Origin of the sequence: Microlunatus panaciterrae, assembly GCF_016907535.1 — a bacterium.
Classification (GTDB): Bacteria; Actinomycetota; Actinomycetes; order Propionibacteriales; family Propionibacteriaceae; genus Microlunatus; species Microlunatus panaciterrae.
The window spans coordinates 1,366,050-1,389,398 of sequence record NZ_JAFBCF010000001.1; the positions used below are offsets into that span (position 1 = coordinate 1,366,050).

General features: G+C 67.9%; 24 protein-coding genes. 8 read left to right on the plus strand and 16 right to left on the minus strand.

Annotated elements, in window-relative coordinates; translation table 11 throughout:
- Window positions 1–74: 74 nt before the first annotated feature.
- The gene (gene typA / locus JOE57_RS06200; protein ID WP_204916877.1) at window positions 75–1,937 is read left to right on the plus strand and encodes a translational GTPase TypA; all 1,863 of its coding nucleotides are present in this window, start codon (window positions 75–77) and stop codon (window positions 1,935–1,937) included.
- 151 nt (window positions 1,938–2,088) lie between these two features.
- The gene (locus JOE57_RS06205; RefSeq protein WP_204916878.1) at window positions 2,089–3,093 is read left to right on the plus strand and encodes a L,D-transpeptidase family protein; all 1,005 of its coding nucleotides are present in this window, start codon (window positions 2,089–2,091) and stop codon (window positions 3,091–3,093) included.
- Between the two features lie 65 nt (window positions 3,094–3,158).
- On the opposite strand, the gene JOE57_RS06210 is transcribed toward JOE57_RS06205, so the two are convergent.
- The 3 genes from JOE57_RS06210 to JOE57_RS06220 all read right to left on the minus strand — a co-directional run bounded on the left by JOE57_RS06210 (window position 3,159) and on the right by JOE57_RS06220 (window position 5,206).
- Complete coding sequence (locus tag JOE57_RS06210) at window positions 3,159–3,839, minus strand: hypothetical protein (RefSeq protein ID WP_204916879.1); 681 nt, start codon at window positions 3,837–3,839, stop codon at window positions 3,159–3,161.
- Window positions 3,840–3,860: 21 nt separating this feature from the next.
- Entirely contained in the window at window positions 3,861–4,418 is a 558-nt protein-coding gene (locus JOE57_RS06215) for a helix-turn-helix domain-containing protein (RefSeq protein WP_204916880.1), read from the minus strand.
- Window positions 4,419–4,483: 65 nt separating this feature from the next.
- On the minus strand, window positions 4,484–5,206 hold the full coding sequence (locus tag JOE57_RS06220; protein WP_204916881.1) for a glycerophosphodiester phosphodiesterase: 723 nt from the start codon (window positions 5,204–5,206) through the stop codon (window positions 4,484–4,486).
- Between the two features lie 291 nt (window positions 5,207–5,497).
- Between JOE57_RS06220 and JOE57_RS06225 the strand changes: the two genes are divergently transcribed.
- The gene (locus tag JOE57_RS06225) at window positions 5,498–6,340 is read left to right on the plus strand and encodes a sugar phosphate isomerase/epimerase family protein (protein WP_204916882.1); all 843 of its coding nucleotides are present in this window, start codon (window positions 5,498–5,500) and stop codon (window positions 6,338–6,340) included.
- Window positions 6,341–6,482: 142 nt separating this feature from the next.
- Here the strand turns inward: JOE57_RS06225 and JOE57_RS06230 are convergent, their stop codons facing one another.
- From JOE57_RS06230 to JOE57_RS06255, 6 genes are all read right to left on the minus strand, one after another.
- Window positions 6,483–8,984: a glycoside hydrolase family 65 protein gene (locus tag JOE57_RS06230; protein ID WP_204916883.1), complete on the minus strand. Its 2,502-nt coding sequence runs from the start codon at window positions 8,982–8,984 to the stop codon at window positions 6,483–6,485.
- A complete protein-coding gene (locus tag JOE57_RS06235; protein WP_338041190.1) occupies window positions 8,981–9,697 on the minus strand; it encodes an HAD family hydrolase in 717 nt (238 codons plus the stop codon). Before JOE57_RS06235 ends, JOE57_RS06230 begins: the two co-directional genes overlap by 4 nt.
- A gap of 64 nt (window positions 9,698–9,761) precedes the next feature.
- Window positions 9,762–10,739 carry an asparaginase gene (locus JOE57_RS06240; RefSeq protein WP_338041191.1) on the minus strand — a complete coding sequence of 326 codons (978 nt, stop codon included), beginning with the start codon at window positions 10,737–10,739 and terminating at the stop codon, window positions 9,762–9,764.
- Window positions 10,740–10,791: 52 nt separating this feature from the next.
- Window positions 10,792–11,757: a CAF17-like 4Fe-4S cluster assembly/insertion protein YgfZ gene (gene ygfZ, locus JOE57_RS06245; RefSeq protein WP_204916885.1), complete on the minus strand. Its 966-nt coding sequence runs from the start codon at window positions 11,755–11,757 to the stop codon at window positions 10,792–10,794.
- A 91-nt stretch (window positions 11,758–11,848) separates the two neighbouring features.
- Window positions 11,849–12,346 (minus strand): heme-binding beta-barrel domain-containing protein, encoded by a 498-nt coding sequence (locus tag JOE57_RS06250; protein WP_204916886.1) that lies wholly within the window; start codon window positions 12,344–12,346, stop codon window positions 11,849–11,851.
- 195 nt (window positions 12,347–12,541) lie between these two features.
- Window positions 12,542–13,006, minus strand: coding sequence for a GNAT family N-acetyltransferase (locus tag JOE57_RS06255; RefSeq protein WP_204916887.1), 465 nt, complete (start codon window positions 13,004–13,006; stop codon window positions 12,542–12,544).
- 109 nt (window positions 13,007–13,115) lie between these two features.
- Between JOE57_RS06255 and JOE57_RS19140 the strand changes: the two genes are divergently transcribed.
- On the plus strand, window positions 13,116–14,138 hold the full coding sequence (locus tag JOE57_RS19140; RefSeq protein ID WP_204916888.1) for a 2-dehydropantoate 2-reductase N-terminal domain-containing protein: 1,023 nt from the start codon (window positions 13,116–13,118) through the stop codon (window positions 14,136–14,138).
- A gap of 9 nt (window positions 14,139–14,147) precedes the next feature.
- On the opposite strand, the gene JOE57_RS06265 is transcribed toward JOE57_RS19140, so the two are convergent.
- From JOE57_RS06265 to JOE57_RS06275, 3 genes are all read right to left on the minus strand, one after another.
- Window positions 14,148–15,746 (minus strand): FAD-dependent oxidoreductase, encoded by a 1,599-nt coding sequence (locus tag JOE57_RS06265; RefSeq protein WP_239578860.1) that lies wholly within the window; start codon window positions 15,744–15,746, stop codon window positions 14,148–14,150.
- A 119-nt stretch (window positions 15,747–15,865) separates the two neighbouring features.
- Window positions 15,866–16,228, minus strand: coding sequence for a DsrE family protein (locus JOE57_RS06270; RefSeq protein WP_204916889.1), 363 nt, complete (start codon window positions 16,226–16,228; stop codon window positions 15,866–15,868).
- On the minus strand, window positions 16,225–17,070 hold the full coding sequence (locus JOE57_RS06275; protein WP_204916890.1) for a 3-keto-5-aminohexanoate cleavage protein: 846 nt from the start codon (window positions 17,068–17,070) through the stop codon (window positions 16,225–16,227). Before JOE57_RS06275 ends, JOE57_RS06270 begins: the two co-directional genes overlap by 4 nt.
- Before the next feature lie 83 nt (window positions 17,071–17,153).
- Between JOE57_RS06275 and JOE57_RS06280 the strand changes: the two genes are divergently transcribed.
- Together JOE57_RS06280 and dtd are read left to right on the plus strand one after the other, a co-directional pair.
- On the plus strand, window positions 17,154–17,510 hold the full coding sequence (locus JOE57_RS06280) for a VOC family protein (RefSeq protein ID WP_204916891.1): 357 nt from the start codon (window positions 17,154–17,156) through the stop codon (window positions 17,508–17,510).
- A gap of 61 nt (window positions 17,511–17,571) precedes the next feature.
- The gene (gene dtd, locus JOE57_RS06285; protein ID WP_204916892.1) at window positions 17,572–18,003 is read left to right on the plus strand and encodes a D-aminoacyl-tRNA deacylase; all 432 of its coding nucleotides are present in this window, start codon (window positions 17,572–17,574) and stop codon (window positions 18,001–18,003) included.
- Between the two features lie 131 nt (window positions 18,004–18,134).
- On the opposite strand, the gene JOE57_RS06290 is transcribed toward dtd, so the two are convergent.
- The 4 genes from JOE57_RS06290 to JOE57_RS06305 form a co-directional block, all read right to left on the minus strand.
- Complete coding sequence (locus tag JOE57_RS06290; protein ID WP_204916893.1) at window positions 18,135–19,313, minus strand: discoidin domain-containing protein; 1,179 nt, start codon at window positions 19,311–19,313, stop codon at window positions 18,135–18,137.
- A gap of 69 nt (window positions 19,314–19,382) precedes the next feature.
- Window positions 19,383–19,685, minus strand: a complete 303-nt coding sequence (locus JOE57_RS06295) for a DUF1416 domain-containing protein (RefSeq protein ID WP_204916894.1) — start codon at window positions 19,683–19,685, stop codon at window positions 19,383–19,385.
- Between the two features lie 10 nt (window positions 19,686–19,695).
- Window positions 19,696–20,544 carry a sulfurtransferase gene (locus tag JOE57_RS06300; RefSeq protein ID WP_204916895.1) on the minus strand — a complete coding sequence of 283 codons (849 nt, stop codon included), beginning with the start codon at window positions 20,542–20,544 and terminating at the stop codon, window positions 19,696–19,698.
- Window positions 20,545–20,845: 301 nt separating this feature from the next.
- Window positions 20,846–21,100: a MoaD/ThiS family protein gene (locus JOE57_RS06305; protein ID WP_204916896.1), complete on the minus strand. Its 255-nt coding sequence runs from the start codon at window positions 21,098–21,100 to the stop codon at window positions 20,846–20,848.
- Window positions 21,101–21,204: 104 nt separating this feature from the next.
- On the opposite strand from JOE57_RS06305, the gene JOE57_RS06310 reads away from it, so the two are divergent.
- Together JOE57_RS06310 and JOE57_RS06315 are read left to right on the plus strand one after the other, a co-directional pair.
- The gene (locus JOE57_RS06310; RefSeq protein ID WP_204916897.1) at window positions 21,205–21,897 is read left to right on the plus strand and encodes a winged helix-turn-helix transcriptional regulator; all 693 of its coding nucleotides are present in this window, start codon (window positions 21,205–21,207) and stop codon (window positions 21,895–21,897) included.
- A 234-nt stretch (window positions 21,898–22,131) separates the two neighbouring features.
- The gene (locus JOE57_RS06315) at window positions 22,132–23,328 is read left to right on the plus strand and encodes an IS30 family transposase (protein WP_204916898.1); all 1,197 of its coding nucleotides are present in this window, start codon (window positions 22,132–22,134) and stop codon (window positions 23,326–23,328) included.
- The last annotated feature ends 21 nt before the right edge of the window (window positions 23,329–23,349 follow it).

Consider the following 23,349-nt stretch of genomic DNA (forward strand, 5'->3'; position numbering starts at 1 on the left):
GCTGGGCCGGACGGGTAGACTCCCATGGCGCTGCGCGATCGCAGCAAACCCCCGGAGGTTCGGAGTAGTTACGCATGCCCATTCGCACAGATCTGCGCAATGTCGCGATCGTCGCGCACGTTGACCACGGAAAGACCACCCTCGTTGACGCCATGCTCTGGCAGTCCGGGGCCTTCCGCGCCAACCAGGACGTGAACAACCGGGTCATGGACTCGATGGACCTGGAACGCGAGAAGGGGATCACCATTCTCGCCAAGAACACCGCCGTGTTGCACCACGCACCGGACGGTCAGAACGTCATCATCAACATCATCGACACCCCCGGGCACGCCGACTTCGGCGGCGAGGTGGAGCGCGGTCTGGAGATGGTTGATGGTGTGTTGCTGTTGGTGGACGCCTCGGAGGGGCCGCTGCCGCAGACGAGGTTCGTGTTGCGCAAGGCGCTGGCCAAGAAGCTGCCGATCATCGTCGTGGTCAACAAGGTGGACCGTCCCGACGCGCGGATCGCCGAGGTCGTCGAGGAGACGTACGAGCTGTTCCTGGACCTGCTGGACGACGAGGAGGTCGACGTGCTCGACTTCCCGGTCGTCTACGCCTCAGCCAAGGCTGGCCGGGCCTCGCTGACCGCGCCCGAGAACGGTGAGATGCCGGACGCCGAGAACCTGGGCCCGCTGTTCGCCACCATCCTGGAGCGGATCCCTGCGCCGAGCTATGAAGAGGGCGCCACCCTCCAGGCCCACGTCACCAACCTCGACGCCTCCCCCTACCTGGGCCGACTGGCACTCTGCCGGATCGTCGCCGGCGAGATGAAGCGCAACCAGACAGTGGCGTGGTGCAAGGCCGACGGCAGCATCCAGAACATCAAGCTGTCCGAGATGTTGATCACCGAGGCGCTCGACCGAGTACCGGCCGAGACCGCCGGGCCGGGCGACATCGTGGCGATCGCCGGCATCCCCAACATCACCATCGGTGAGACCCTGTCCGATCCTGAGAACCCGAAGCCACTGCCGTTGATCACCGTCGACGAGCCGAGCATCTCGATGACGATCGGCATCAACACGTCACCGCTGTCGGGCAAGTCCGGCAAGAACCTGACCGCCCGGCTGGTCAAGGCCCGACTCGACGCGGAGCTGATCGGCAACGTGTCCATCCGGGTCAACACCACCGAGCGACCCGACACCTGGGAGGTGCAGGGCCGAGGCGAGCTGCAGCTCGCGGTCCTGGTCGAGATGATGCGCCGGGAGGGCTTCGAGCTCACCGTCGGCAAACCCCAGGTCGTCACCCGCGAGATCGGCGGCAAAGTGCACGAGCCGGTCGAGCGGCTCACCATCGACATCCCCGAAGACTTCGTCGGCGTCGTCACCCAGCTGATGGGGCTCCGCCGCGGACGGCTCGAACAGATGGTCAACCACGGCACCGGCTGGGTGCGGATCGAATACCTGGTACCGGCCCGCGGCCTGATCGGCTTCCGGACCGAGTTCCTCACCGAGACCCGCGGCACCGGCATGATGCACCACGTCTTCGAGTCCTACGAGCCGTGGGCCGGCGAGCTCCGGACCCGGCCCACCGGTTCGCTGGTCGCAGACCGGATGGGCGTCGTCTCCTCGTACGCACTGTTCAACCTGCAGGAGCGGGGCACCATGTTCGTCGGCCCCGGTGTCGAGGTGTACGAGGGGATGATCGTCGGGGAGAACGCCCGCGCCGACGACATGGATGTCAACCCCACCAAGGAGAAGAAGCTCACGAACGTACGCAACTCGAGCGGTGACGAGCTCGAGCGGCTGATCCCGCCGAAGCTGATGAGCATGGAGCAGGCGCTGGAGTTCTGCCGCGGTGACGAGTGCATCGAGGTCACCCCCGACGCCGTCCGGATCCGCAAGGTGGTCCTCTCGGCGAACGAGCGGGCCCGGACCCGTTCGCGCGCCAAGAACGCCTGACCATAATCGCCGTTATCGGATCGTGACGGCCACCCCTGACACCGATTTCGTGGAACCGGTTCGGATGGGTCAGGATTGAATCGAGACCACCTGGCAACCAACGGCCCTTCCCCGCCGTAGTACCAGCGAGATCGCGATCTAAGGGGAAGAAATGGTGAGAAGGATTCTCGGCGTCCTGGTCGCCCTGGTCATGGTGACCGGGGTGATCGGGTCGGTGACAGTGACGCCGGCACAGGCGACAGGCTACGTCTCGAAGGCGTACCACGCACCCAGGAAGGGCCAGACCTCCACCGCGGTCAAGGCCCTTCAGCTCCGCCTGGTCAAGGCGAAGGCATTGGACAAGAGGTACGTCACCAGCTATTTCGGGGCCATCACCGAGAAGTCGGTGAAGCGGTTCCAGCGCCGTGCCCACCTGGCCCAGACGGGCAAGGTCGACAAGGTGACGTGGACCAGGCTGGTCAAGAAGACCGGCACCATGAAGCTGCCCGCCGCAGCGAAGAAGGTCGCGGTCAAGAAGAGGACCAAGACCACCGCCAGCTCGGCCTACCCACGGAGGGGTCAGACCTCGGCGAAGGTGACCGAACTGCAGCAGCGCCTGGTGAAGGCCAAGGTGATGCCGTCGAAGTACGTCACCGGCTACTTCGGCGCTTTCACCACCAAGGCGGTCAAGCGGTTCCAGCGAAGGTACGACTTCAAGCAGACCGGCAGGGTCGACGCCACAACCTGGAAGAAGTTGGTCGCCACCACCGGCAAGATCAAGAAGCCGCGGCGCGTCCGCGGCATCGACAGCCGGTGCATGGTCAGCGGCCGCGCGATGTGCGTCGACAAGACCAAGGACAAGCTGTACTACATGAGGGCCGGCAAGGTCATCAAGACGCTCGACGCCCGGTTCGGCTGCGCCGCGACCCGGACCAGGGAGGGCACCTTCTCGGTCCTGTGGAAAAGCCGCCACCATGTGTCGTCGATCTATCACACCCCGATGCCGTTGGCCATGTTCTTCAGTGGTGGCCAGGCGGTTCACTACTCGGCTGACTTCGCCGCCCGCGGCTACGCCGGCTGCAGCCATGGCTGCGTCAACATCCGGGACCGGTCCACCCTGCGGTGGATCTTCAACCAGGTGCGTGTCGGGGACCGGGTCGTCGTCTACCGCAGCTGAGCGCCCAGCAACGCATCAGCGGCCGGTCCGAATCACTCGGACCGGCCGCTGATGCGTTCAGTGGTTCAGCTCTCCTGGGGGGCGGCCTTCTTGGCCGGAGCCTTCCTGGCCGACAGCTTCGTGGCGGTGGCCTTCTTGGCGGTTGGCGCCTTCCGCGGAGTCGCCTTGCGGGGCGACTGCTTCGGGGTGGCCATCCGGCCGGTCACCGTGTGCCGAGCCTCGGCCACGGCGTCCTGCGCCTTGGCGAAGAGCGGGTCGACGGCATCGGTGGCCTCGGCAACCGCCTCTTCCGTCCTCTCCTCGGCCTTGCCCTGCAGCCGGCCAGCCGACACCAGTACGGCGTCGACGGCACGCTTCCCCCGGCCGGCGAGCTCGCCATACTGCTTGGCGGCTTCAGAAACCAGGGTCTCGGCCTGCTTCTGCACGCCGGCGGCCTGGGTCCGGGCGGCAACCGGCAGGGTGCGGACCTGCTCGGGGAGTGCCTTGACCTGCTCGGGCAGGGTGGTCACGAACTTGATCAACTCGTCTGCGCTGAGCAGGGCGCGGCCTTCCAGCTCGTCCTGACGCGTCTTCAGCTCCGACAGCCGCTTGGCTGCCTTCTCCTGAGTCTCGGCGACGGTCTCGCGAACGGCGGTCGCGACGACGTCGGTCAGTCCCGCGATCACGTACAGCGGGGCGAACTCGGAGTCGAGCGCAGCCTTGCGAGCCTGCGCCGGGGTCTGCTTGCGGGTGGTCTTGGTGGCCATGATGATCTTCCTTCTCATACTTCAGTCATTGTCTGATGTGGTGTTACGCGACGCGGGAGGCTTCTTCGTTGCCGTCCCTGCCCTTGATGCGGCCGCCTTGGTGGCTGACCGGTTGGCCCGGGATCGGCCGTCGGCGGCCTTCTTGCCCGGGGATTTCGTCGTCGACGGGCGGCTGCCAGCGTCGGGCTTCGCCGCGCTGCTCTCGTCGCTCATCGTCTCGTTCTCCTTCACGAAGGAGCTGTAGACATCGATCAACACCCGCTTCTGGCGTTCGGTGATCGCCGTATCGGCCAGCACCGCCATCTCAACCGTGGTTGCCGGGTGGTCCTGAGGGTCCAGGATGCCCGCCCGCACGTACAGCGTCTCAGCCGAGACGCGCAGCGCCTTGGACAGCTGCTGCAGCACCTCTGCCGACGGCCGACGCAACCCACGCTCGATCTGGCTCAGGTAGGGGTTGGAGACCCCCGTCTGCTCGGCGAGCTGTCGCAGGGAGAGCTCTGCTGCGCGTCGCTGAAGCGCGATGAACTCACCGAGAGATCCCAGCTGCTCGCCCAGATGGGTGGGGTTGATCTTTGCCATGTATCCAGTGTGCTTGCAATTGCAAGCACACGCAAACTCAGGCAAGCGTGAGTCGGGTCACATCCTCAGCCGACTGCGACCAGCTCGACGATGCTGCTGGGACAGTCGCTGCAGACAGCGTCAGCGTCCCAGGAACGGAAGAGCTCTACCTCGGCCGCCACGTTGCACGGCCAGCCGATCACCGACAGTCCGAGCTCGTGGGCCGCCCTGGCCCGTTCCGCGCTGCCGGTCTCGTGCGGCATCCCGGCGCGGGAGGCGCCCAGCCAGCGGGCGATATCCAGGAAGGCGTCGCTGTCCCATTCGCCGACGTAGCCGCGCTGCTGCTCGGGCGCGAGCCGCTGTACGAGTCGGAGCGAGTCCACGTGGAAGGAGGTGATGGTGACCTCGGCATCCACCTGGTGGTTCTCCAGGGTATCCAGGACCGTTTGCACGATCTGCTCGCTCCGACCAGCCTTGTCCTTCTTGATTTCGATCTCGAGCTGCTCGAGGTCGCCCACCTCGGCCAGCACCTCATCGAGCGTCGGGACGCCGCAGGGATCGGCCCAGTCCGGGAAGACGGCCCGAGCATCGAGCTCGCGAAGCCGAGCCAGCGACTGCTCGGCGACCGGCCCGGTCCCGTCGGTGGTCCGGTCGACCGTCGCATCGTGGATCACAACGAGCTGATCGTCGCTGGTCATCCTGACGTCGAACTCGACCGCCCGCAGTCCGATCCGCTTCGCGTAGGCGAACCCGGCGACGGTGTTCTCCGGCGCCTCGAACCGCGCACCCCGATGCCCAAAGATGATCATGACAGAGTTTCTCCCGACGCTGGACGAACCCCCGACGACCTGGGGCGACCCAGATGCACCTTTAGTGCACAGCATCGCCGTGTTCCAGAGTGAGGGCAGGCGATGTCCCTGGTGCCCTGAGCCTGTCGAAGGGCCGCTCTTCGACAAGCTCAGAGCACGGAGATCCGACACGCTTAGAGCACATCCAGCGTCATGGTCGGGAACCGGCGGGCGCTCGAGGATGGTCCCGTCAACTGAGATCGCTTCCGGGGTGCTCGGGCTCATCGCAACCTCTCCCCTAGAGTCGTGACCATGTATTCCAATCTGAGCCTCGGCGCTCTTGGTCTGACAGCTGACTTCCCCACCGCACTCGAACTGGCGGCCAAGCATGGTTTCGGCGGCCTCGATCCCGACGTCGGCTACCTGCGCTCACTCGGTGGCACCACCGAGGTGCAGCGGGTGGCTGCCGAGGTTGCCGACCGCGGTCTGCGCTGGGGCATGGCCGGACTGCCGGTGAACTTCACCGCGACGGCCGAGGAGTTCAGCACTCAGCTGGCAGCGCTCCCGGACCACATCGAGCTGCTGGTGGCTGCCGGCGTCCGTTCGGTCGGCACCTGGATCCGACCGATGGACGAGGACCTGCCCTATCGCCGGAACTGGTTGCGGCACGCCGGCCGGCTGGCCTTGGTCGCGGAGATCCTGGCCGGTGCGGGACTCCGTCTCGGACTCGAGTACATCGGGCCAAAGACCTTCTGGTCCACCGAGCGGTTCCCGTTCATCCACTCGCTGGCTGAAGCCCGCGAGCTGATCGCCGAGACCGGTGCGGACAACATCGGACTGATCCTGGACACGTACCACTGGTACACGGCCGGCGAGAGCGTGGCGGACCTGCGTTCGCTGTCGGTGTCCGACATCGTGGCCGTCGACATCAACGACGCCCCGGCCGATCGCGAGCGCGACAGTCAGCAGGACCTGGATCGTCGGCTGCCCGGCACTACCGGCGTCATCGACCTGCAGGGGTTCATGTCCGTGCTACGCGACCTCGACTACGACGGCCCGGTGAAGGTGGAGCCGTTCATGAAGTCCTTGGCCGAAAGGCCGATCGACGATGTGCTGAGCGAGGTCTCCGGGCAGCTCGACCGGGCGATCGACTGACCGGGGCCCTTCGACAGGCTCAGGGCGCGGAGAGGGCTCAGGGCGCGGAGACCTGAAGCCCTTCGACAGGCTCAGGGCGCGGACAAGGGCTCAGGGCGCGGACATGGGGCTCAGGGCGCGGAGGTGGGCTCAGGACGCGGGGTCAGCCGCGGGGGTGGCCGCTCCGGGGGACGATGGGCTTGATCAGACTGCCGTCGGCACGTCGGCCGACGGTGTGGGCCGAGAGTTGAAGACCGCCGTCGATCCGCGGGCCCTGGTCGGACAGCGGGATGGTCACCGGTGACCCGGCCTTCAGCGTCACCGGTTCATCGCGGACCGCGAAGGTGGCATGCTCTCCCTCCTCCACGGTGAAGGAGATGCTGTCCCGCCGCAGCTCGACCCTGATCCTGGTCCCGCGCAGAGTCACCTTGAAGATCAGCTCTTCCCAGGACGTGGGCAGCCGTGGGTCGAAGGTGACCTCACCGCCATGATCACGCATCCCGCCGAAACCGAAGGCGAGGGCGTTCCAGATGCCGCCGGCGGAGGCGACGTGCACCCCGTCGGGGGTGTTGCCGTGCAGGTTGGCGAGGTCGACGAAGAGCGCGCTGTAGAAATAGCGCAGCGCCAGGTCGTGGTAGCCCACCTCGGCGGCGATGATCGACTGCACCACAGCCGAGAGGGTCGAGTCGCCGGTGGTGATCGGGTCGTAGTACTCGAAGTTGGCCAGCTTCTGCTCACGGGTGAAATGGTTGCCCTGAAGGAAAAGCGCCAGCACGACGTCGGCCTGCTTCAGCACCTGGAACCGGTAGATCACCAGTGGGTGGTAGTAGAGCATCAACGGCCGCTTCTCTTTCGGCGTGTTCTCCAGGTCCCACAGCTCGCGATCCAGGAAGTAGGCGTCCTGCGGATGGATACCCGTGGCCTCGTCGAACGGGATGGCCATCAGCTCGGCCGCCCGAGCCCATTCGTCGGCCTCGCTCTCGTCCAGGTCCAGCCGCTTCACCATCCGCTGATAACTCGTCTGGTCCGTCACCGCCAGCGTTCGGACGGCGCTGGCGGCCCGGCTCAGGTTGAACCGCGCCATCACATTGGTGAAGAGGTTGTCGTTCACCACGGTGGTGTACTCGTCCGGTCCGGTGACGCCGTGGATGTGGAAGTTGCCGTCCCCGTTGGAGCGCCAGAAGCCGAGATCGGCCCACATCCGCGCGGTCTGCACCAGGATGTCGATCCCCTCGCGGTTCATGAAGTCATCGTCACCGCTGATCTGCACGTACTTGCACAACGCGTACGAGATGTCGGCGTTGATGTGGTACTGCGCCGTGCCGGCCGCGTAGAACGCCGAGGCTTCCTCGCCGCTGATAGTCCGCCAGGGGAACAGCACCCCCTGCTGGGTGAGGTCCTCGGCCCGGCGAGCAGCCGCCGGCAGCATGTTGTAGCGGAAGCGCAGGGCACTGCGGGACATCTTCGGTGACGTGTAGGTCAGGAAGGGCAGGACATAGATCTCGGTGTCCCAGAAGTAGTGCCCGCCGTACCCGGAACCGGTGACGCCCTTCGCCGCCACTCCGGCCTGCTCGGACCGCGCCGTGGCCTGGGCGATCTGGAAGAGGTTCCAGCGGATCGCCTGCTGCACCGCCGGCTGTCCCGGCACTCGCACGTCCGAGCGCGCCCAGAACGCGTCCAACCACGCCCGCTGGTCGGCGAACTCCTTGGCGACGCCGTGCTCCTTCGTCCGGTCCAACGTCCGGCGGCACCGGTCGACCAGCTCACGGACCGGCACTCCACGGGAGGTGTGGTAGGACACCGTCTTGATGATCTTGATCGGCTTGCCCTGTTCAGCCTGCACCCGGAAGACCATCTTGCCGGTGTCCTCGTCTGCGCTGATCCGTGCCCTGTACTCGTTGTCGGTGATGATCTCGTGGTCGGTTCCGACGGCGAGCGTCATCCTCGAGTTGGCGCAGCGGTAGCCCAGGATGATGCGGTTGTCGGCACACCAGTGCGACTGCGGTTCCAGCACCCTCTCGTCGAACGCCTCCGCCTTGCGCGGGTCGATGCCCTCACCCATCGCCGCAGCCCGGACGTGGTATTCGTCGCGACCGTCCTGACGGTTCAGGGTCTGCGAGGAGACCACCACCGGAGCCGAGTCGTCGAGCATGGTCACCTCGATGCTCATGATGGCCAGATGCCGCTGAGCGAACGAGACCATCCGCTCGGACCGGACCCGCACCCGCTTGCCGGCCGGGGTACGCCAGATGATGTCGCGGCTGAGGACGCCGTTCGCGAAGTCCAGGCTCCGGTCGTAGGAGACCAGGTCAGCCACCGAGAGAAGCAGCGGCTCGTCGTCGACGTAGAGCTTCATGGTCTTGTTGTCGGGTACGTTGACAATCGTCTGGCCGACCCTGGCGAACCCGAAAGCCTCCTCGGCGTGCCGGATCGGCCAGGTCTCGTGGAAGCCGTTGATGAAGGTGCCGTGCGCGTAGGTCTCCCGGCCCTCCTCGACGTTGCCGCGCATGCCCAGATAGCCGTTCCCGACAGCGAACAGCGTCTCGGTCGTGCCGAGATCGGCGGGGCTGTAGGTGAGCTCGCTGAGCTTCCACTCCTCGATCGGGAACCGGGTGCGGTCGAGGAAGTCGCCGACGTCCGGCGGGATGTCGGTAGCGCCTCTCACCGGGTCACCAACTCGGCCAGGTCCGACACCACGACGTCGGCGCCGGCCGCCCGTAGCCGGTCGGAACCGACACCGCGGTCCACCCCGACGACGAGGCCGAAACCGCCCTCGTGACCCGCAGCCACACCCGAGAGCGCATCCTCGAACACCACCGTGCGCTCGACCGGCGTCGCCAGCTGTTCGGCCGCATGGACGAACGTGTCCGGGGCAGGTTTGCCTGGCAGCCCGAGATCGTGCGCTACCGCGCCGTCGACAATGACGTCGAACCTGCTGCGCAGCCCGGCCGCGTCCAGCACGGCGGGCGCGTTCTTGGAGCTGGAGACCACCGCCACCTGCTTGCCGGCCCTCTCGAGGAAGTCCAGCAGCACCACCGAACCCGGATATGCCCGCACGCCCTCGGTGCTCAACACCCGGTTGAAGACGGCGTTCTTGCGATTGCCCAGCCCACAGACGGTCTCGGCGTCGGGGTCGTCGTCCACCTCCCCCTCCGGCAGCACGATGTCGCGCGAAGCGAGGAAGGAGCGGACGCCGTCATAGCGTGGTTTGCCGTCGATGAAGTCGAAGTAGTCCTGCTCGCTGTAGCCCTCAGCGGAACCACGCTCGGCAAGGTAGCCGCTGAAGAGCTGCTGCCACGCTCGCATGTGCACCTCGGCCGTCGGCGTCAGCACACCGTCCAGGTCGAAGAGAACGGTGTCGTACTGATCCCAGTCCACATCCGAAAGCGTACGGGGTCGACCAGCAGATGGGACGACCAGCCAACCAGCGGCCCCCGGTGGCTCAGACATCCCACTTCTCGAGACGTCCAACCACGGGCCGGATCTCCCCTACGGGCTCGCCGTGACCCAGCACGGGTGTCGATGCGAGCTCGGTCAGGGTCGGGTGGTCGAAGCCGAGACGCTGCAGCACACCGGCCATCAGGACCGCACGCGCCCGCGGGTTGCCGTCGGAGACCTTGACCGCGACCCCGCGACCATCTGGGAGCCCGATCGCACAGACGGCTTCGGCGCCGGCCTTGACGACCGATCCCGGAATGGCCCGGTGCAGGGCCAGCTCGTCGCGGCGCGTGCCGGAGACCCACTGCGGATGCTGCCGGATCGCAGCCGCCACCTTGGCCTCGGCGCCCTCGGTCGACACCGCGATCCGACCGAAGGCTCGGGCCACTCCGTACAGGGTGACCGCCGACAGAGGTGCCCCGCAGCCGTCCACCGCGACATGGCTCGCCAGCTCCCCGGTGAGGTCGTCGATGGTCTGCAGGATCGCCAGCTGGACGGGGTGATCCGGGTCGCGATAGGTGTCCAGGGGCCAACCGTTGCAGACGGTGGTGCGAATCATCGCTGCGTGCTTGCCGGAGCAGTTCATCGTGAGCGACGTCTTCCCGTGCCCGGCGCGCAGCCACTCCTCCCGGGCGACCTCGTCGAGCGGGTAGTCGGGGGTGTTCTGCAGGACGGACTCGTCCAGCCCGGAGAGCGCCAGGATCCGGCGTACACCGTCGAGGTGGAAGTCCTCTCCGGAGTGTGAAGCGCAGGCGAGGGCCAGCAGTTCCCCGTCAAGATCGAGACCGGCGCGGACCATCCCGATCGCCTGCAACGGTTTGCTTGAGCTGCGGGGATACATCGGCGCCAGCGCGGCCCCGAGCGAGGCCGCCAGGCTGCCGTCGGGGTTGGTGACGGCCACCCGACCGTGGTGCACGCTCTCGACAAAGCCGCTGCGGACCATCTCGACCAGAATCGGGTCGGACTCGAAGGGATCAGACACAGTCGATCAGCCTACTGCTGAGGACGTCGGTCACTGCAGTCGGAGACCGGGGCTACAGCCGGGCACGGACGTGCAGGCCGATCTCCGGGTCGACCAGCGTCTCCTGGCTGGCGGCGATGCCGTCCGCGATCAACGCCGTCTGCTCCGGGATGTTCCGCTTCACCAGCCCGAGCGCGATAGGTCCGAGCTCGAAATGCCTCGCCGACGATCCGACGAACCCGACGACCTTGTCGGCCGCCATCAACGGGGAACCTGCTTCGGGCAACGCCTCGGCGGTGCCGTCCAGGTGGAGGCGGACGAGCCGCCGCGGCGGCCGGCCCAGGTTGTGCACCCTGGCCACCGTCTCCTGGCCGCGGTAGCACCCCTTGTCCAGGTGCACCGCGACACCGAGCAGGCCGACCTCGTTCGGGATGGTGCGATGGTCGGTGTCGATACCGATCCGCGGCACACCGGCCGCGATCCGGCGCGCCTCGTACGCCCAGGTGCCCGCCTTCTCCTGGCCGGCCAGGAACGAGTCCAGCTCGGACCGCGGCAGGAAGATCTCGTGCCCGCCCAGCGAGTCCAGTCCGGGTCGGATCCGGACTGCCGCCGACGACGGGTCGGGCGCGACCTCGCTGGCGGCCCAGACGACGGCGAAGTCTGCCGACCGGTCCGCGACCTCGACCCGCATCATGAACCGCATCCGATCCAGCCACTCGACCGCGGCGGTGACGTCTCCCGGCTCGAGATGGGCCCAGAAAGTCTCGCCGTCATCGACGCCGTAGAGCGCATGCTCGATATGGCCCTGGGGGGACAGCACAAGCGTGGTGACACCCTGACCGGGCGGCAGACCCTCGAGGAACTGGGTGGTCAGCGAGTGCAGCCAACTGAGCCGGTCCGGCCCGGTGACCGTCAGCACCCCACGATGCGAGAGGTCGACCAGACCGCGACCCTGATCCAGCATCCGCTGCTCCCGCATCGGGTCCCCGTAGTGCCAGGGAACGCCGGCGTCGGGGCCCTCCATCCCCATGACCGTCATCGCATCCTCTTCCGCTGTAGCGCTCTCGGCAGGTTGGCGGTGGCTGTCGACCTGCCCAGCCCACCTCGGCGAGGCGCCGACGTCATGATCGTCAGCCAACCCGGCGCAGGCGCGCCCAGACATGGGTCTGCAGCGGGTGGCCTCCGGCAGCCTTGTCGAACGTCCACAGCAGGTCGCCTTCGACGTTTCCATACAGTCGCTGGCCGCCGGTGTAGTCCTCCGCGCTGGAGGTGCGCACAACGGCGTCGGTGGTGAGCTCGATCTTGGCGCCGGTCACCTTCCCGTACCAGACCTCGGAGTACCCATCCGGATGGCACATCACGACCTCGAGCCCACCGTCGGGCTGCGGACGCCAGAACCCTGTCTCCATCGAGAGCGGCCTGACCGCCTTGCCGTCCTCGCCCATCTCGAAGGTCTGGGAGAGGTAGTGCAGGTAGCTCCCGCCGTTCTCGCTGAAGTCGATCTGCTGACCGAACTCGAAGTCCTCGGTACCGGGGTAGGTGCCCTTACCGGTCCCTTCCCAGCGACCGATCATCCAGGCCAGCGCCATCAGGTCGGGGTGCAGCCCCTCGGGAATCTCGAACGGCATGGCTCAGGCCTCCGAACGGGTGCGGACGAGCAGCAGCACCAACCCCACCAGGGCGAGCAGGCCGATGGCCCCGACGGCGACGATCAACAGTCCTACGAGAATGGAAGACACCCCGCGAGTTTACGCCATGCGGCACTCGCTCCCCCGCCACGCGGGCCGGGGACCGCTTCGATGAGCGGCAAGTCGCTCACCGGCTCAGAGACTGCGCTCCAGAATGGTGCAGACGGTGATGTAGGTGCGACCGCCGGCGACCGGCCAGCCATCCAGCTCAGAGCCGACCGCGCGGTAGCCCAGTCGGCGGTACAGAGCTGCGGCCCGCGGGTTGTCGTGTTCCACCCCGAGCCGGGCCACCCCCAACCCGTGCTGCCGAACCCGGTCCTCGAGGGCGCCGATCAGCAACGTGCCGACGCCCAGCGACTGCCAGGCCTCGTGCACCGCCAGCATCCACAGCTCTCCACGGCCGGCATGCTTGCGGAGGTCCACCCCACCCTTCGCGATCAGCCTGCCGTTGGGCAGCGCCACCCCCAGCATGGCCACCCCGCCCGTCAGGCTGTCCTGCAGCGCCGCGGCGACGGCGTTGAGGTGTTCCGGGCCACCCGACCAGTCCAGATCGGGCAGATCGGCGAAGTCGAGATCGCGTACGGTCAGCGCCACCTCCATCGTGCTCTCCTCTCCTCCGGCCCAGCGGGCCGTTGCCCCGGGCCTCTCGCTCGGCTCGCCCGAGTGATCATCGCGCCAGCGGCCGACCCGTGCAACCTATGATCACGGAGTGACTCGCTACATCATCATCGGTGCCGGCGCCATTGGCGGCGGACTCGGCGGACGGCTCGCCCAGCACGGACACCGGGTCGTCCTGGTGGCACGGGGCGCCCACCTGCAGGCGCTGCAGCGCGGTGGTCTGCGGCTGCGATCCCCCGATCAGGATGTGCGACTCCCGGTCACGGCCGTCGCCGGTCCGGAAGAGATCATTCTGAGCGACGAGGATGTGCTCGTCCTCAGCACCAAGACCCACCAGGCCGAAGCCGCGTTGACGCAGTGGGCGGATGTCCCCGTGATCAGTGAAGGCCGCACCGTGGGCACCGCCGGGGAGCGGCTGCCGTTGCTGACGGCCCTGAACGGCGTGACCAGCGAGTCGCTGGCGCTGCGCTACTTCGACCGGGTGCTGGGGGTGTGCGTGTGGATGCCGGCCGTGCACCTGGAGCCCGGCGAGGTGATCATCCGTGGCGTGCCGAGGTCCGGGATGTTCCACCTCGGCCGCTACCCGGCCCGGTCGACCACCGACGCCGACACCGAGCTGTTGGACAAGATCAAGATCGACTGGGACGGATCCGAGTTCGAGGTGCTGCTGCCCGCCGACGTGATGCCCTGGAAGTACCGCAAGCTGATCAGCAACATCGGCAACGCGTTCCAGGCGCTGATCGGGCCCAACGGTGAGTTCGGCCGACTGGTCAAGGCGGCCTCGACGGAGGCCCGCCAAGTGCTGGAGGCCGCGGGCATCACCGTGACCAGTGACGCCGAGGAGGCGCAGACCCGCTCGGACAGCTTCACAGTCCGCCCGGTGCCGGGCACGCCGGAGGTGCTCGGCGGTTCCACCTGGCAGTCGCTGTCGCGGGGCTCTGGCGCGGTCGAGACGGACTACCTCAACGGAGAGATCGCCCGGATCGCAAGGGAGAACGGCCGCACCGCACCGATCAATGCCCGCATCGCCGCGCTGGCGCGGCGGGCCGCCGCCGCCGGTCGACGGCCAGGCGACCTCAGCGCCGACGAGGTCGCCCGGCTGCTGGGGCTCTGAGACCAGAGCTCAGTAGCCCACAACCCGGGGCCAGCCGAGCTCGACCCCGTCACGCTGGAGCCCCTGCTGGAACGCCGCCAGCCGCTCGGGGGAGGCGTGCACGGCGGCCGGCTCGGTGGAATGCTCGAGGCAGAAGGCGGCCAACGCCCCGGCGACCTCCCCGATGTTCCACTCCACCGGGTGCAGCCGGTAGCAACCATTGGTGATGTGGGTGGTGCCGATGTTCTTGCCGGCAGCCAGCAGGTTCTCCAGCCGCTGTGGCAGCAGCGCCCCGAGCGGGATCTCGAACGGCGACGCGCCGACGTCGATGTAGTTGTCCCCACCCGTCGAGGGGTGCAGGTCGATTCGGTACATCCCGACCCCGACCGAGTCCGCATAGTGCGCGGCGCCGGCGTCCTTGCGGAGGGCCAGCGAGAGATCCTGCTCGACGACGGTATATCTCGCCTTGATGCGCCTGGACTCGCGGATGTAGGGCGCCATCGCCAGACCATCCGTTGTGCCGGTGATGTCACCGCGCAGCCGCAGCCCCGGGAACCCGAGGCCGCCATCGGGTCGGGGCGCCTCGGTCTGCATCCAGTACATGACCGATCGACTCAGCCCACGCGCGCGTTCGAGGTGTTCGGCCGCGTCCGGGACCTCGATCACCGGACCCTCGAAGTAGTCGATCATGGGCCAGTTCACCAGGGTGATGTCACTGGGATAGAACCCGGCGGTGAAGTTGTCCCGGGCTGCGATCCGGCGGAACGTCCACAGGTTGATGTCGCCGCCCTCGCGACTCTGGTCGGCGGCGACGCCCATCGGGTCGTCACCCGGGTTCGGGTCGAAGATCCGCGGCTCCGGCTGCAGGGTCCGCGGATGCGGCGCGGTCCAGGAGAGCATCGGGGCTCCCCAGAAGTCGGGTTGGTAGGAGCGCCAGAAGTCGTAGTCGGCCGGCTTGTCGATGGTGTGGTCGCCGTCGACGTGGTCGATGGCGAAGCACACCGACACCGCCTGCATGTTCAGCGGCTGGGCCTGGGCCGGAGCACTGGGTTCCCCCGTCTCGGTGGAGGCCTCGAACCCGGTGACGTACTCGCAGCCGGCCAGAGGCAGCAGCTCGCCGGTCTCGGTGGCGTCCAGCACATAGCGGGCGGTGATGCTCAGTTGCTCGCCGGTGTCCTTGTGCTGCACCGTCACGGCACTGACCCGGTCGCCGTCCACCGCAGCCGCACAGGGGACGTACGGCTGGAGGACCCTTATCCGTCCGGCAGCCAGATAGGGGGCCAGCATCGACTCGATGACGGCAACCGCAACCCGCGGTTCGTGGCAGAGCTTGCTGACATGGCCGGCGCCGGGGTTCAGGTCCTCCCAGCTGCGGGCCCGCTCCGTGAGCGGGTAGTGCCGGCGGTAGTAGTCGCGGATCCCGGTGCGGAGCTGACGATAGCTGCGGGTGACGCCGAAGCGCTCCACCCACGGATGCTCGTCCGGCGGCACGGCCTGGCTGGTGAGCTGGCCACCCAACCAGGCGAACTCCTCGGTCAGCACCACCTGCCGGCCGGCCCTTGCCGCAGCCAGGGCCGCGGCGACGCCACCGAGACCGCCGCCGACGATGAGGACCTCAGTGTTCAGCATGCCCGCAGTCTTCCCCAGATCGACCCTGATTTCGAGGATGTCGATGCGTCCGGCTCCGAGCCGTCACGCTCAGCCCCGCTCGCCGAGCGCGACGGCATCCAGGATTTCAGGGTTGCAGCTCAGTAGACCAGCGCCTGGACGTCGTCGGCGAGGGCTGCCTCGACGAAGCTGGCGGCGCCGGCGATCCTGACGCCCGGAAACAGGTCGCTCTCGGTCAGCTCACGGCGGGCCGCGCACTGCGTGCAGACATTCACGATCCCCGCATCCAGCACGGCGCTGACAAGCTCGGCGACCGGAGTGGCATGGTCGAGCTCGAGGTCGGGCTGCTTGCCCTCGACGGCGAACCAGACCGCCTCACCGGTCAGCCAGACGGACACCTCGGCACCGGCGGCCAGGCCCATCGCCGCGACCGTCCAGGCCTGGTTCGCGCGCTCGGCCGCCTCGGCTCCGCAGGTCAGCTTGACGATCAGTGGTCGGGTCATGCCGGCAAGCCTAGGAGCTGACGAGCCTGGGCGACGGGCATGGGGGGCCGCTGGGCCAGGGTGGCCAGCTCCGCTGCCCGGCCGACCAGCTCGGCGTTGTGGCGTACCGGTCGACCCTTGGCGAAGGTCAGGCAGTCCTCCATCCCGACCCGCAGGTGGCCGCCATGGGAGAGCGCCGCCAGCAGGATCGGCAGATGGGTGCGTCCGATGCCGGTCGCGCTCCACGAGGTCACCTGCTCCGGCAACGCGGCCAGCCCTGCCGCCAGTGCCGCGGCGGTGCCGGGCATGCCACCGGGTACGCCGAGCACGAAGTCGACATGCACCCTGCCCCCGAAGGGCAAGCCGTAACGCTCCAGCAGCCGGCCCAGAGCGGCGACCTGGCCCAGGTCGAAGAGCTCGAACTCCGGCACCACCCCGCGCTCCTGGGTGCGTTGGTAGAGCTCACAGACGAACGGCCAGGGGTTGACAAACACGTCATCACCGAAGTTCGTGGTCCCCATGGTCAGCGAGCATGAGTCCGGCTCGGCGTCCAGCACGGCCAGCCGCCGGTCGAGCGGATCGTGCACCGAGCCGCCGGTCGACAGCTGGACGATCAGGTTCGAGGCCCCACGGACCGCCGCGACCGCGTCCCGGAGCCGGCCCGGGTCGAGGGTCGGGAGATGCTGGTCGTCGCGGACGTGGATGTGGATCATCGCGGCACCGGCGTCCTGGCAGCGACGGGCCGTCTCGGCCAGCTCCGCCAGCGTGGTCGGCAGGTCGGGACAGTCCGCCCTGCTGGTCTCGGCGCCCGTCGGCGCCACCGTGATCAGGGTGTTCGGTGCGAAAGAGGCGCTGGCGGGCACGGTGCCATCCTCGCAGACCACGGCCGTCGGTGGTCGCGGTCAGAACCCTCGTCAACGTCCGGGCTCCGCGTCATGATGGGCAGATGATCGGACAGCTGCACGGCATCGTCATCGACTGCCCCGACCCGAGCGCTCTCGCCTCGTTCTATGAACAGCTACTGGGCATGCAGCGGGTCCAGGACGAGCCGGACTGGGTCGTCATCGGCGACGCCCCCGACCGGCCCGGGGTCGCGTTCGCCCACGTCTCGGGCTACCGCCCTCCCACCTGGCCGACGGGCGAGCGGCCCCAGTACCGCCATTTCGACGTCCGGGTGGACGATCTGGACGCAGCCGAGTCGGCCGTACTGACGCTCGGCGCACAACGCCTGGCGGGGGGTGGTGGGTCGTTCCGGGTGTTCGCAGACCCGATCGGACTGCCCTTCTGCCTGATCCGGACGTAGCCGCCGCCCGGTTGTCGCACCTGCACGGCGACAGATCGGTTCGTTCTCGTACGGTGAGGGCATGCGTCTGGTGCTGCAGCGGGTCGCCTCGGCCTCGGTCTCGGTGGACGGGCAGATCGTGGGTGCCATCGACCGACCCGGGCTGGTGGTGCTGGTCGGCGTCACGCACGACGACACCCCGGAGATCGCGACACGGCTGGCCGACAAGGTCTGGACGCTGCGCATCCTGGCGGACGAGCGCTCCTGCGAACAGGACAACGCACCCATCCTGGTGGTCAGCCAGTTCACCCTGTATGCCGACACGCGCAAGGGCCGGCGGCCGTCGTGGAGCGCGGCCGCCCCGCGGCCGGTGAGCGAGCCGTTGGTGGAGGCCTTCGTGGCCGCGCTCCGGGAACGCGGTGCCGACGTGGCGACCGGGGTGTTCGGGGCGCAGATGCAGGTCGCGCTGGTCAACGACGGGCCGGTGACGGTGATCCTGGACTCAGCCGTCTAGCCGTTCTCCAGGAGCAGCCAGTCAGCCCGCTCGGTGAGGCAGCTTGCCGGCCGCGGTCCGCTGGGACGCCAGCTCCTCACTGCCCGCCAGGCAACGGCTCCCGCGCCGGTGAGGCCAACTCGTGACGGTGGTTACTCCGGAGTCGAGAAGCCTACTTCGGAGATGAGCACGGCATTGCGGGTCGACTCTCGGCTGCCCGGATCGGTGACCTCGTTGATCGTCAGTGTCACTTTTTTGGCCTTGGTCACCGGGATCCGCAGCTGCTGCAGCTTCTCGTTGCCGTCGACGAGCTGCTGGACGTAGGACGTGCCATCCGGAAAGGTCCAGGTCACCTGCGTGACCCGGCGGTACTCCGGATAACGATCCTCGCCGGTGGTCGGGTCCACCTTGGTGTAGCCGTTGACCAGGGCGACCCCGCCGATCTTGGTGCTGTCGCCGAAGCTGAACGTGACGCTCTGACCCTTGCCTTCACCGTCACAGCGCCAGGCCGTGTTCGGGTCGCCGTCGTACATCTGATCGGGGACGTAGCGGACCGGGTTGCCGCCGGCGTCGGTGGCCGGTGCGGCCTGGCAGTCGACCGTGACGTCCGAGGGCGACACGGCGCGCACCGGTCCGAGATAGGGGCCGTTGCCGGACCTGGCGGTCGATTGGGCCGAGGGTGCGCTGCTGGCCGACGGTGCCGCACCCGTTCGAGGTGGCGCACCGGTTTCGGGTGCGGCGTCCGCACCGGCCCCATTCACCATCGGCGGCACGACGACCGCGACCAGAGCGCCGAAGAGGGCCGCCACCAGGAGCACCATCAACACGAGTGGCAGAAAGCGCCGCGGCCGTTCGGAGGTGGGGGCGGGCGAGGCCTCGACCGCTCCGGCAGGGTGGAGGCGCACTTCGTCCGGGTAGGCAAGGCTCGGCGCCGATCGCTGGGACTGCGGATCCCAGTGCGGGGCGTCGAGCCACGGCTCGGCCTGCCCTGACGGCCGCACCGGCTGCTGCTCCCCGACCGCGGAAGGCGAGGAGGGGGACGCCTCCGGGCCCGACACCCCGGACGGGGTGGGCTCCTCGGCAGGCTTCTCGGCCGGCTCCGGGCGGAACAACCAGCCGTAGGTGTCGTCTTCCTGCTGCTCCTCCGGTGGCACCAGCGCCGGCTCGTACTGGCCCAACGGGCGGGGGGTCGGACCAGCCGATCCGACCCTGGTCCGATAGAGGGCGCCGTAGGGGTCCGAGCCGCCCGGATCGGTGGACGGATCCGACCGGTGACGGCCATCAGACCGTTGCCGGTCTGCCGGGCGGGCGCCCTTGGACGGATCAGACATAGTTCCCTACCTTAACGCGAAGGGGCGCCCGGGCCTGCAGCCCGAGCGCCCCAGCGGTACTGACTGAGGTCAGGCCGCCTCAAGCTCCACATCGATCTCGGCCACGTTGCCGCGGCTGGCCACGATGGCCCGGTCGGTCTGGCTGCCGGGAGCCAGCGTCCGCAGGGTCCACTTCCCATCGTTGGCGAAGAAGCGGAAGTGCCCGGTTGCCGAGGTGGGCACCTCGGCGGTGAACTCGCCGGTGGAGTCCAGCAGCCGTACGTAGGCTCCGGCCACCGGGTTTCCTCCCCGCAGCACCCGGCCCTGGATGACCGCTTCCTTGGTCACGTTGATGCCCTGGACGTCAAGGCCACCTGTCGTTGCTCCGCACATGATGTTCTCCTTACAGCTGTCCGGGCTCGTCGCCCACGGTCACCGGGACGCCGACCAGCGACCCGTATTCGGTCCACGAACCGTCGTAGTTCTTGACGTTCTGCTGGCCCAGCAGCTCGTGCAGCACGAACCAGGTGTGGGCGCTGCGCTCGCCGATCCGGCAGTACGCGATGGTGTCGGTGTCCCAGTCCACACCGGCCTCGGAGTAGATCTGCTTCAGCTCCTCATCCGACTTGAAGGTGCCGTCGTCGTTCGCCGCCTTGCTCCACGGCACGTTCACCGCGGTGGGGATGTGGCCGCCACGCTGCGCCTGCTCCTGCGGCAGGTGGGCGGGGGCCAGCAGCCGGCCGGCGTACTCGTCCGGGCTCCGCACGTCGACCAGGTTCTTCACGCCGATGGCCTGCACGGTCTCGTCCCGGAAGGCGCGGATGCTGAGGTCCGGCTCGGAAGCGCTGTACGAGGTCGCGGGGCGGGTGACGGTCTCGGAGCTGAGCTCGCGAGCATCCAGCTCCCACTTCTTCCGGCCGCCGTCGAGCAGCCGGACGTCGCGGTGACCGTACAGCTTGAAGTACCAGAAGGCGTAGCTGGCGAACCAGTTGTTGTTGCCGCCGTACAGCACGACGGTGTCGTCATTGCCGACACCGCGCTCGGACAGCAGCTTCTCGAACTGCTGCTGGTTGACGAAGTCCCGGCGGATCGGGTCCTGGAGGTCGGCCTTCCAGTCCAGCTTGATGGCGCCCTTGATGTGGCCGCCGTCGTAGGCGCTGGTGTCTTCGTCGACCTCGATCAGAACGACCTTGGGGTCGTCCAGATGCTCGGTGACCCAGTCCGCGTCTACGAGTACTTCTTGCCTGCTCATGTCGTGTGTCTCCTATTGCTCAAGGGGATGGCTCGGTGTCTGGTGCCCGTCGGGCGCTGGAAAGAGACGTCGTAGCCGCACTGGGCGAACTCCACCCAGCGGGCGGGTTCACATGATGAGACGACGTCTCTAGATCATTCGACACAGCGACGAGCGCATCCGGCCGTGGTCTACGGCCAGGCGTCGGGTGAGCGGCTGAGCCCACGGATTCGTCGCGATCACGTTCCCCACCCTAAGCCGACACCACGCCAGCGCCCAAGCATCGTGTCAAGGAGTGAGACTCATGATCATATGTTGAGACTCAGCCTCCGGCGAACGGTGGCAGCACCTCGACCCGGGCATCCTGGACCAGCTGCGCCTCCAGATCTGCCGGGTGCAAAGCCACCCCGTCCAGCAGCAGTGAGCTCGCCTCGAGGACACGGTCAAACCGCGGATCGGCATGGCGATCGCGCGCGATCCGCAGTGCTGTTGCCACCGTCTCGGCCTGGATCACCTCAGCATCCATCCCGGCGGCGGCGCGGGCGCCGGCCCAGTAGCGAATCGACACAGTCGGCATAGCGGTATTCTCAACCATGCGATGAGGCCCGGGCACTCCAGCCAGGGCCTCGCCTCATTCCAGCCAAGCTCATTCCAGGGTCCGGAGCGAAGGGAGCGAGTGACTTGCCCGTACTTCTGCTCTTGACCAACGACATGCACGCCTCGGCGGAGATCCTGCCTGCGCTCGAGCTGTTGCCGTTCTACCAGGTGCGGGTCGCTCAGGCCGAGCCGACCGCGCTGCTGGACGCACCACCCTGTGACGCGCTGCTGCTGGATGCACGGCGTGACCTCGTGGGCGCCCGCTCGCTCTGCCGGCTGATGGAGACCACCGGCAAGGAGGCTCCGCTGCTCGTCGTCGTCGGTGAGGGCGGACTTGCGGCCCTCTCCTCCGACTGGGGCTTCGATGACCTGCTGTTGACGACCGCCGGACCGGCTGAGATCGATGTCCGGCTGCGGTTGGCGATGGCGCCGACCGCGACCGACACCGCGTCGGACGCGCTGATCCGCACCGGGAACATCGTCATCGACGAGGCCGGCTACTCCGCGCGGCTCAATGGCGAACAGCTGGACCTGACCTACACCGAGTTCGAGCTGCTCAAGTATCTGGCCCAGCACCCGGGCCGGGTCTTCAGCCGGCAGCAACTGCTGAGCGATGTCTGGGGCTACGACTACTACGGTGGCACCCGTACCGTGGACGTGCACGTCCGCCGGCTGCGGGCCAAGCTCGGTCCCGAGTACGAGTCGCTGATCGGCACCGTCCGCAACGTGGGCTACCGCTTCGTCACCCACGGCGAGGATGCCCGCGCGGAATTCTGACCCGCAGTCGTCTGGCCCGGCGCTGCGCAACGACTGCCCCTATCCCCTGGTCGAGAGTGCTCCCTATTCCCGGCGCCTTCGGAGGCTGCTCCCTGATCCCGCGCCCGTTTGCGAACGCGGCTCCCTGCTCCCCCGGCCTCTTGCGAAAACTCATCAGAACGCGAGTTTTTGAAGCGCCCGACGCCCTTGGGTTCAGGGGGTCAACGCAACGCTCTTTCTGTTGGGGGTGTTGTGATGGCTGGTGTTGGGCGTCCGAGGATTGCGGTGGAGGTGCAGCGTCGGTTCTGGCGTCTGGTGCGTGGGGGTGTGGCGGTGGAGGTGGCGGCGGGGAGTGTGGGGGTGTCGAGGGGCACTGCCGGTCGGTGGTTTCGTCATGCTGGCGGGGTGATTCCTTCGGTCGTCGGGGAGCCTTCGGGGCTGCGGTTGTCGTTTGCTGAGCGTGAGGAGATCGCGTGTCGTCGGGCGGCTGGTGGTGGGGTGCGTCAGATCGCTCGGGAGATCGGGCGCGATCCGGCCACGGTCAGTCGGGAGCTGCGCCGTGGTGCGGGCTGGTCGCGTAGTGGTTATCGTGCCTCGGTGGCTCAGGGTCAGGCGGATCGGCGGGCGGCTCGGCCGAAGGTGGCGAAGCTGGCAGCCGGGGCGCGGCTTCGAGATGAGGTGCAATCTAGGCTGATGGCCAAGCACAGCCCGGCCCAGATCGCGGCCCGGCTGCGGGAGGACTTTCCCGACGATGCGGAGATGCGGGTGTCGCACGAGACGATCTACCAGTCGCTGTATGTCCAGGGCCGTGGGGCGCTGAGGCGAGAGCTCACCGGGTGTCTGCGGACCGGGCGGGCGCTGCGGAAGCCGCGCCGTGACCCGTCGGTGCGGCGTGGCCGGATCGCGAACATGGTCAACATCAGCGAGCGGCCCGCCGAGGTCGCCGACCGGGCCGTGCCGGGCCACTGGGAGGGTGACCTGATCATCGGGGAGAACTCCGCCTCGGCGATCGGCACCCTGGTCGAGCGGATGACCGGCTTCGTGTTGTTGCTGCACCTGCCCGGCCGGCACGGCGCGGTAGAGGTGGAGCAGCAGATGATCGCCACGATCGGGCAGCTGCCGAAGCTGCTCGCCAAGACCGTCACCTGGGACCAGGGAATCGAGATGGCCAACCACGCCAACATCACCCTCGCCACCGACATCGCCATCTACTTCTGCGACCCGGCCTCACCCTGGCAGCGCGGCAGCAACGAGAACACCAACGGGCTGCTGCGCCAGTACTTCCCCAAAGGCACCGACCTGTCGGGCTACCACCCCGACTACCTCGACTACGTCGCCAACCAGCTCAACGACCGCCCCCGCAAACGACTCGACTGGAAAACCCCCAAAGAAGCCCTCAACGAACTACTCTCACAACCGATCGATCCACACGGTGTTGCGTTGACCAGTTGAATCCACCGCCGTTTCGCGGCA

Coding starts and splice junctions, on each gene's coding strand:
- typA (WP_204916877.1), top strand. CDS start 75: ATGCCCATTCGCACAGATCTGCGCAATGTCGCGATCGTCGCGCACGTT.
- JOE57_RS06205 (WP_204916878.1), top strand. CDS start 2,089: ATGGTGAGAAGGATTCTCGGCGTCCTGGTCGCCCTGGTCATGGTGACC.
- JOE57_RS06210 (WP_204916879.1), bottom strand. CDS start 3,839: ATGGCCACCAAGACCACCCGCAAGCAGACCCCGGCGCAGGCTCGCAAG.
- JOE57_RS06215 (WP_204916880.1), bottom strand. CDS start 4,418: ATGGCAAAGATCAACCCCACCCATCTGGGCGAGCAGCTGGGATCTCTC.
- JOE57_RS06220 (WP_204916881.1), bottom strand. CDS start 5,206: ATGATCATCTTTGGGCATCGGGGTGCGCGGTTCGAGGCGCCGGAGAAC.
- JOE57_RS06225 (WP_204916882.1), top strand. CDS start 5,498: ATGTATTCCAATCTGAGCCTCGGCGCTCTTGGTCTGACAGCTGACTTC.
- ygfZ (WP_204916885.1), bottom strand. CDS start 11,757: ATGACGGTCATGGGGATGGAGGGCCCCGACGCCGGCGTTCCCTGGCAC.
- JOE57_RS06250 (WP_204916886.1), bottom strand. CDS start 12,346: ATGCCGTTCGAGATTCCCGAGGGGCTGCACCCCGACCTGATGGCGCTG.
- JOE57_RS06255 (WP_204916887.1), bottom strand. CDS start 13,006: ATGGAGGTGGCGCTGACCGTACGCGATCTCGACTTCGCCGATCTGCCC.
- JOE57_RS06265 (WP_239578860.1), bottom strand. CDS start 15,746: ATGCTGAACACTGAGGTCCTCATCGTCGGCGGCGGTCTCGGTGGCGTC.
- JOE57_RS06270 (WP_204916889.1), bottom strand. CDS start 16,228: ATGACCCGACCACTGATCGTCAAGCTGACCTGCGGAGCCGAGGCGGCC.
- JOE57_RS06280 (WP_204916891.1), top strand. CDS start 17,154: ATGATCGGACAGCTGCACGGCATCGTCATCGACTGCCCCGACCCGAGC.
- dtd (WP_204916892.1), top strand. CDS start 17,572: ATGCGTCTGGTGCTGCAGCGGGTCGCCTCGGCCTCGGTCTCGGTGGAC.
- JOE57_RS06290 (WP_204916893.1), bottom strand. CDS start 19,313: ATGTCTGATCCGTCCAAGGGCGCCCGCCCGGCAGACCGGCAACGGTCT.
- JOE57_RS06295 (WP_204916894.1), bottom strand. CDS start 19,685: ATGTGCGGAGCAACGACAGGTGGCCTTGACGTCCAGGGCATCAACGTG.
- JOE57_RS06300 (WP_204916895.1), bottom strand. CDS start 20,544: ATGAGCAGGCAAGAAGTACTCGTAGACGCGGACTGGGTCACCGAGCAT.
- JOE57_RS06305 (WP_204916896.1), bottom strand. CDS start 21,100: ATGCCGACTGTGTCGATTCGCTACTGGGCCGGCGCCCGCGCCGCCGCC.
- JOE57_RS06315 (WP_204916898.1), top strand. CDS start 22,132: ATGGCTGGTGTTGGGCGTCCGAGGATTGCGGTGGAGGTGCAGCGTCGG.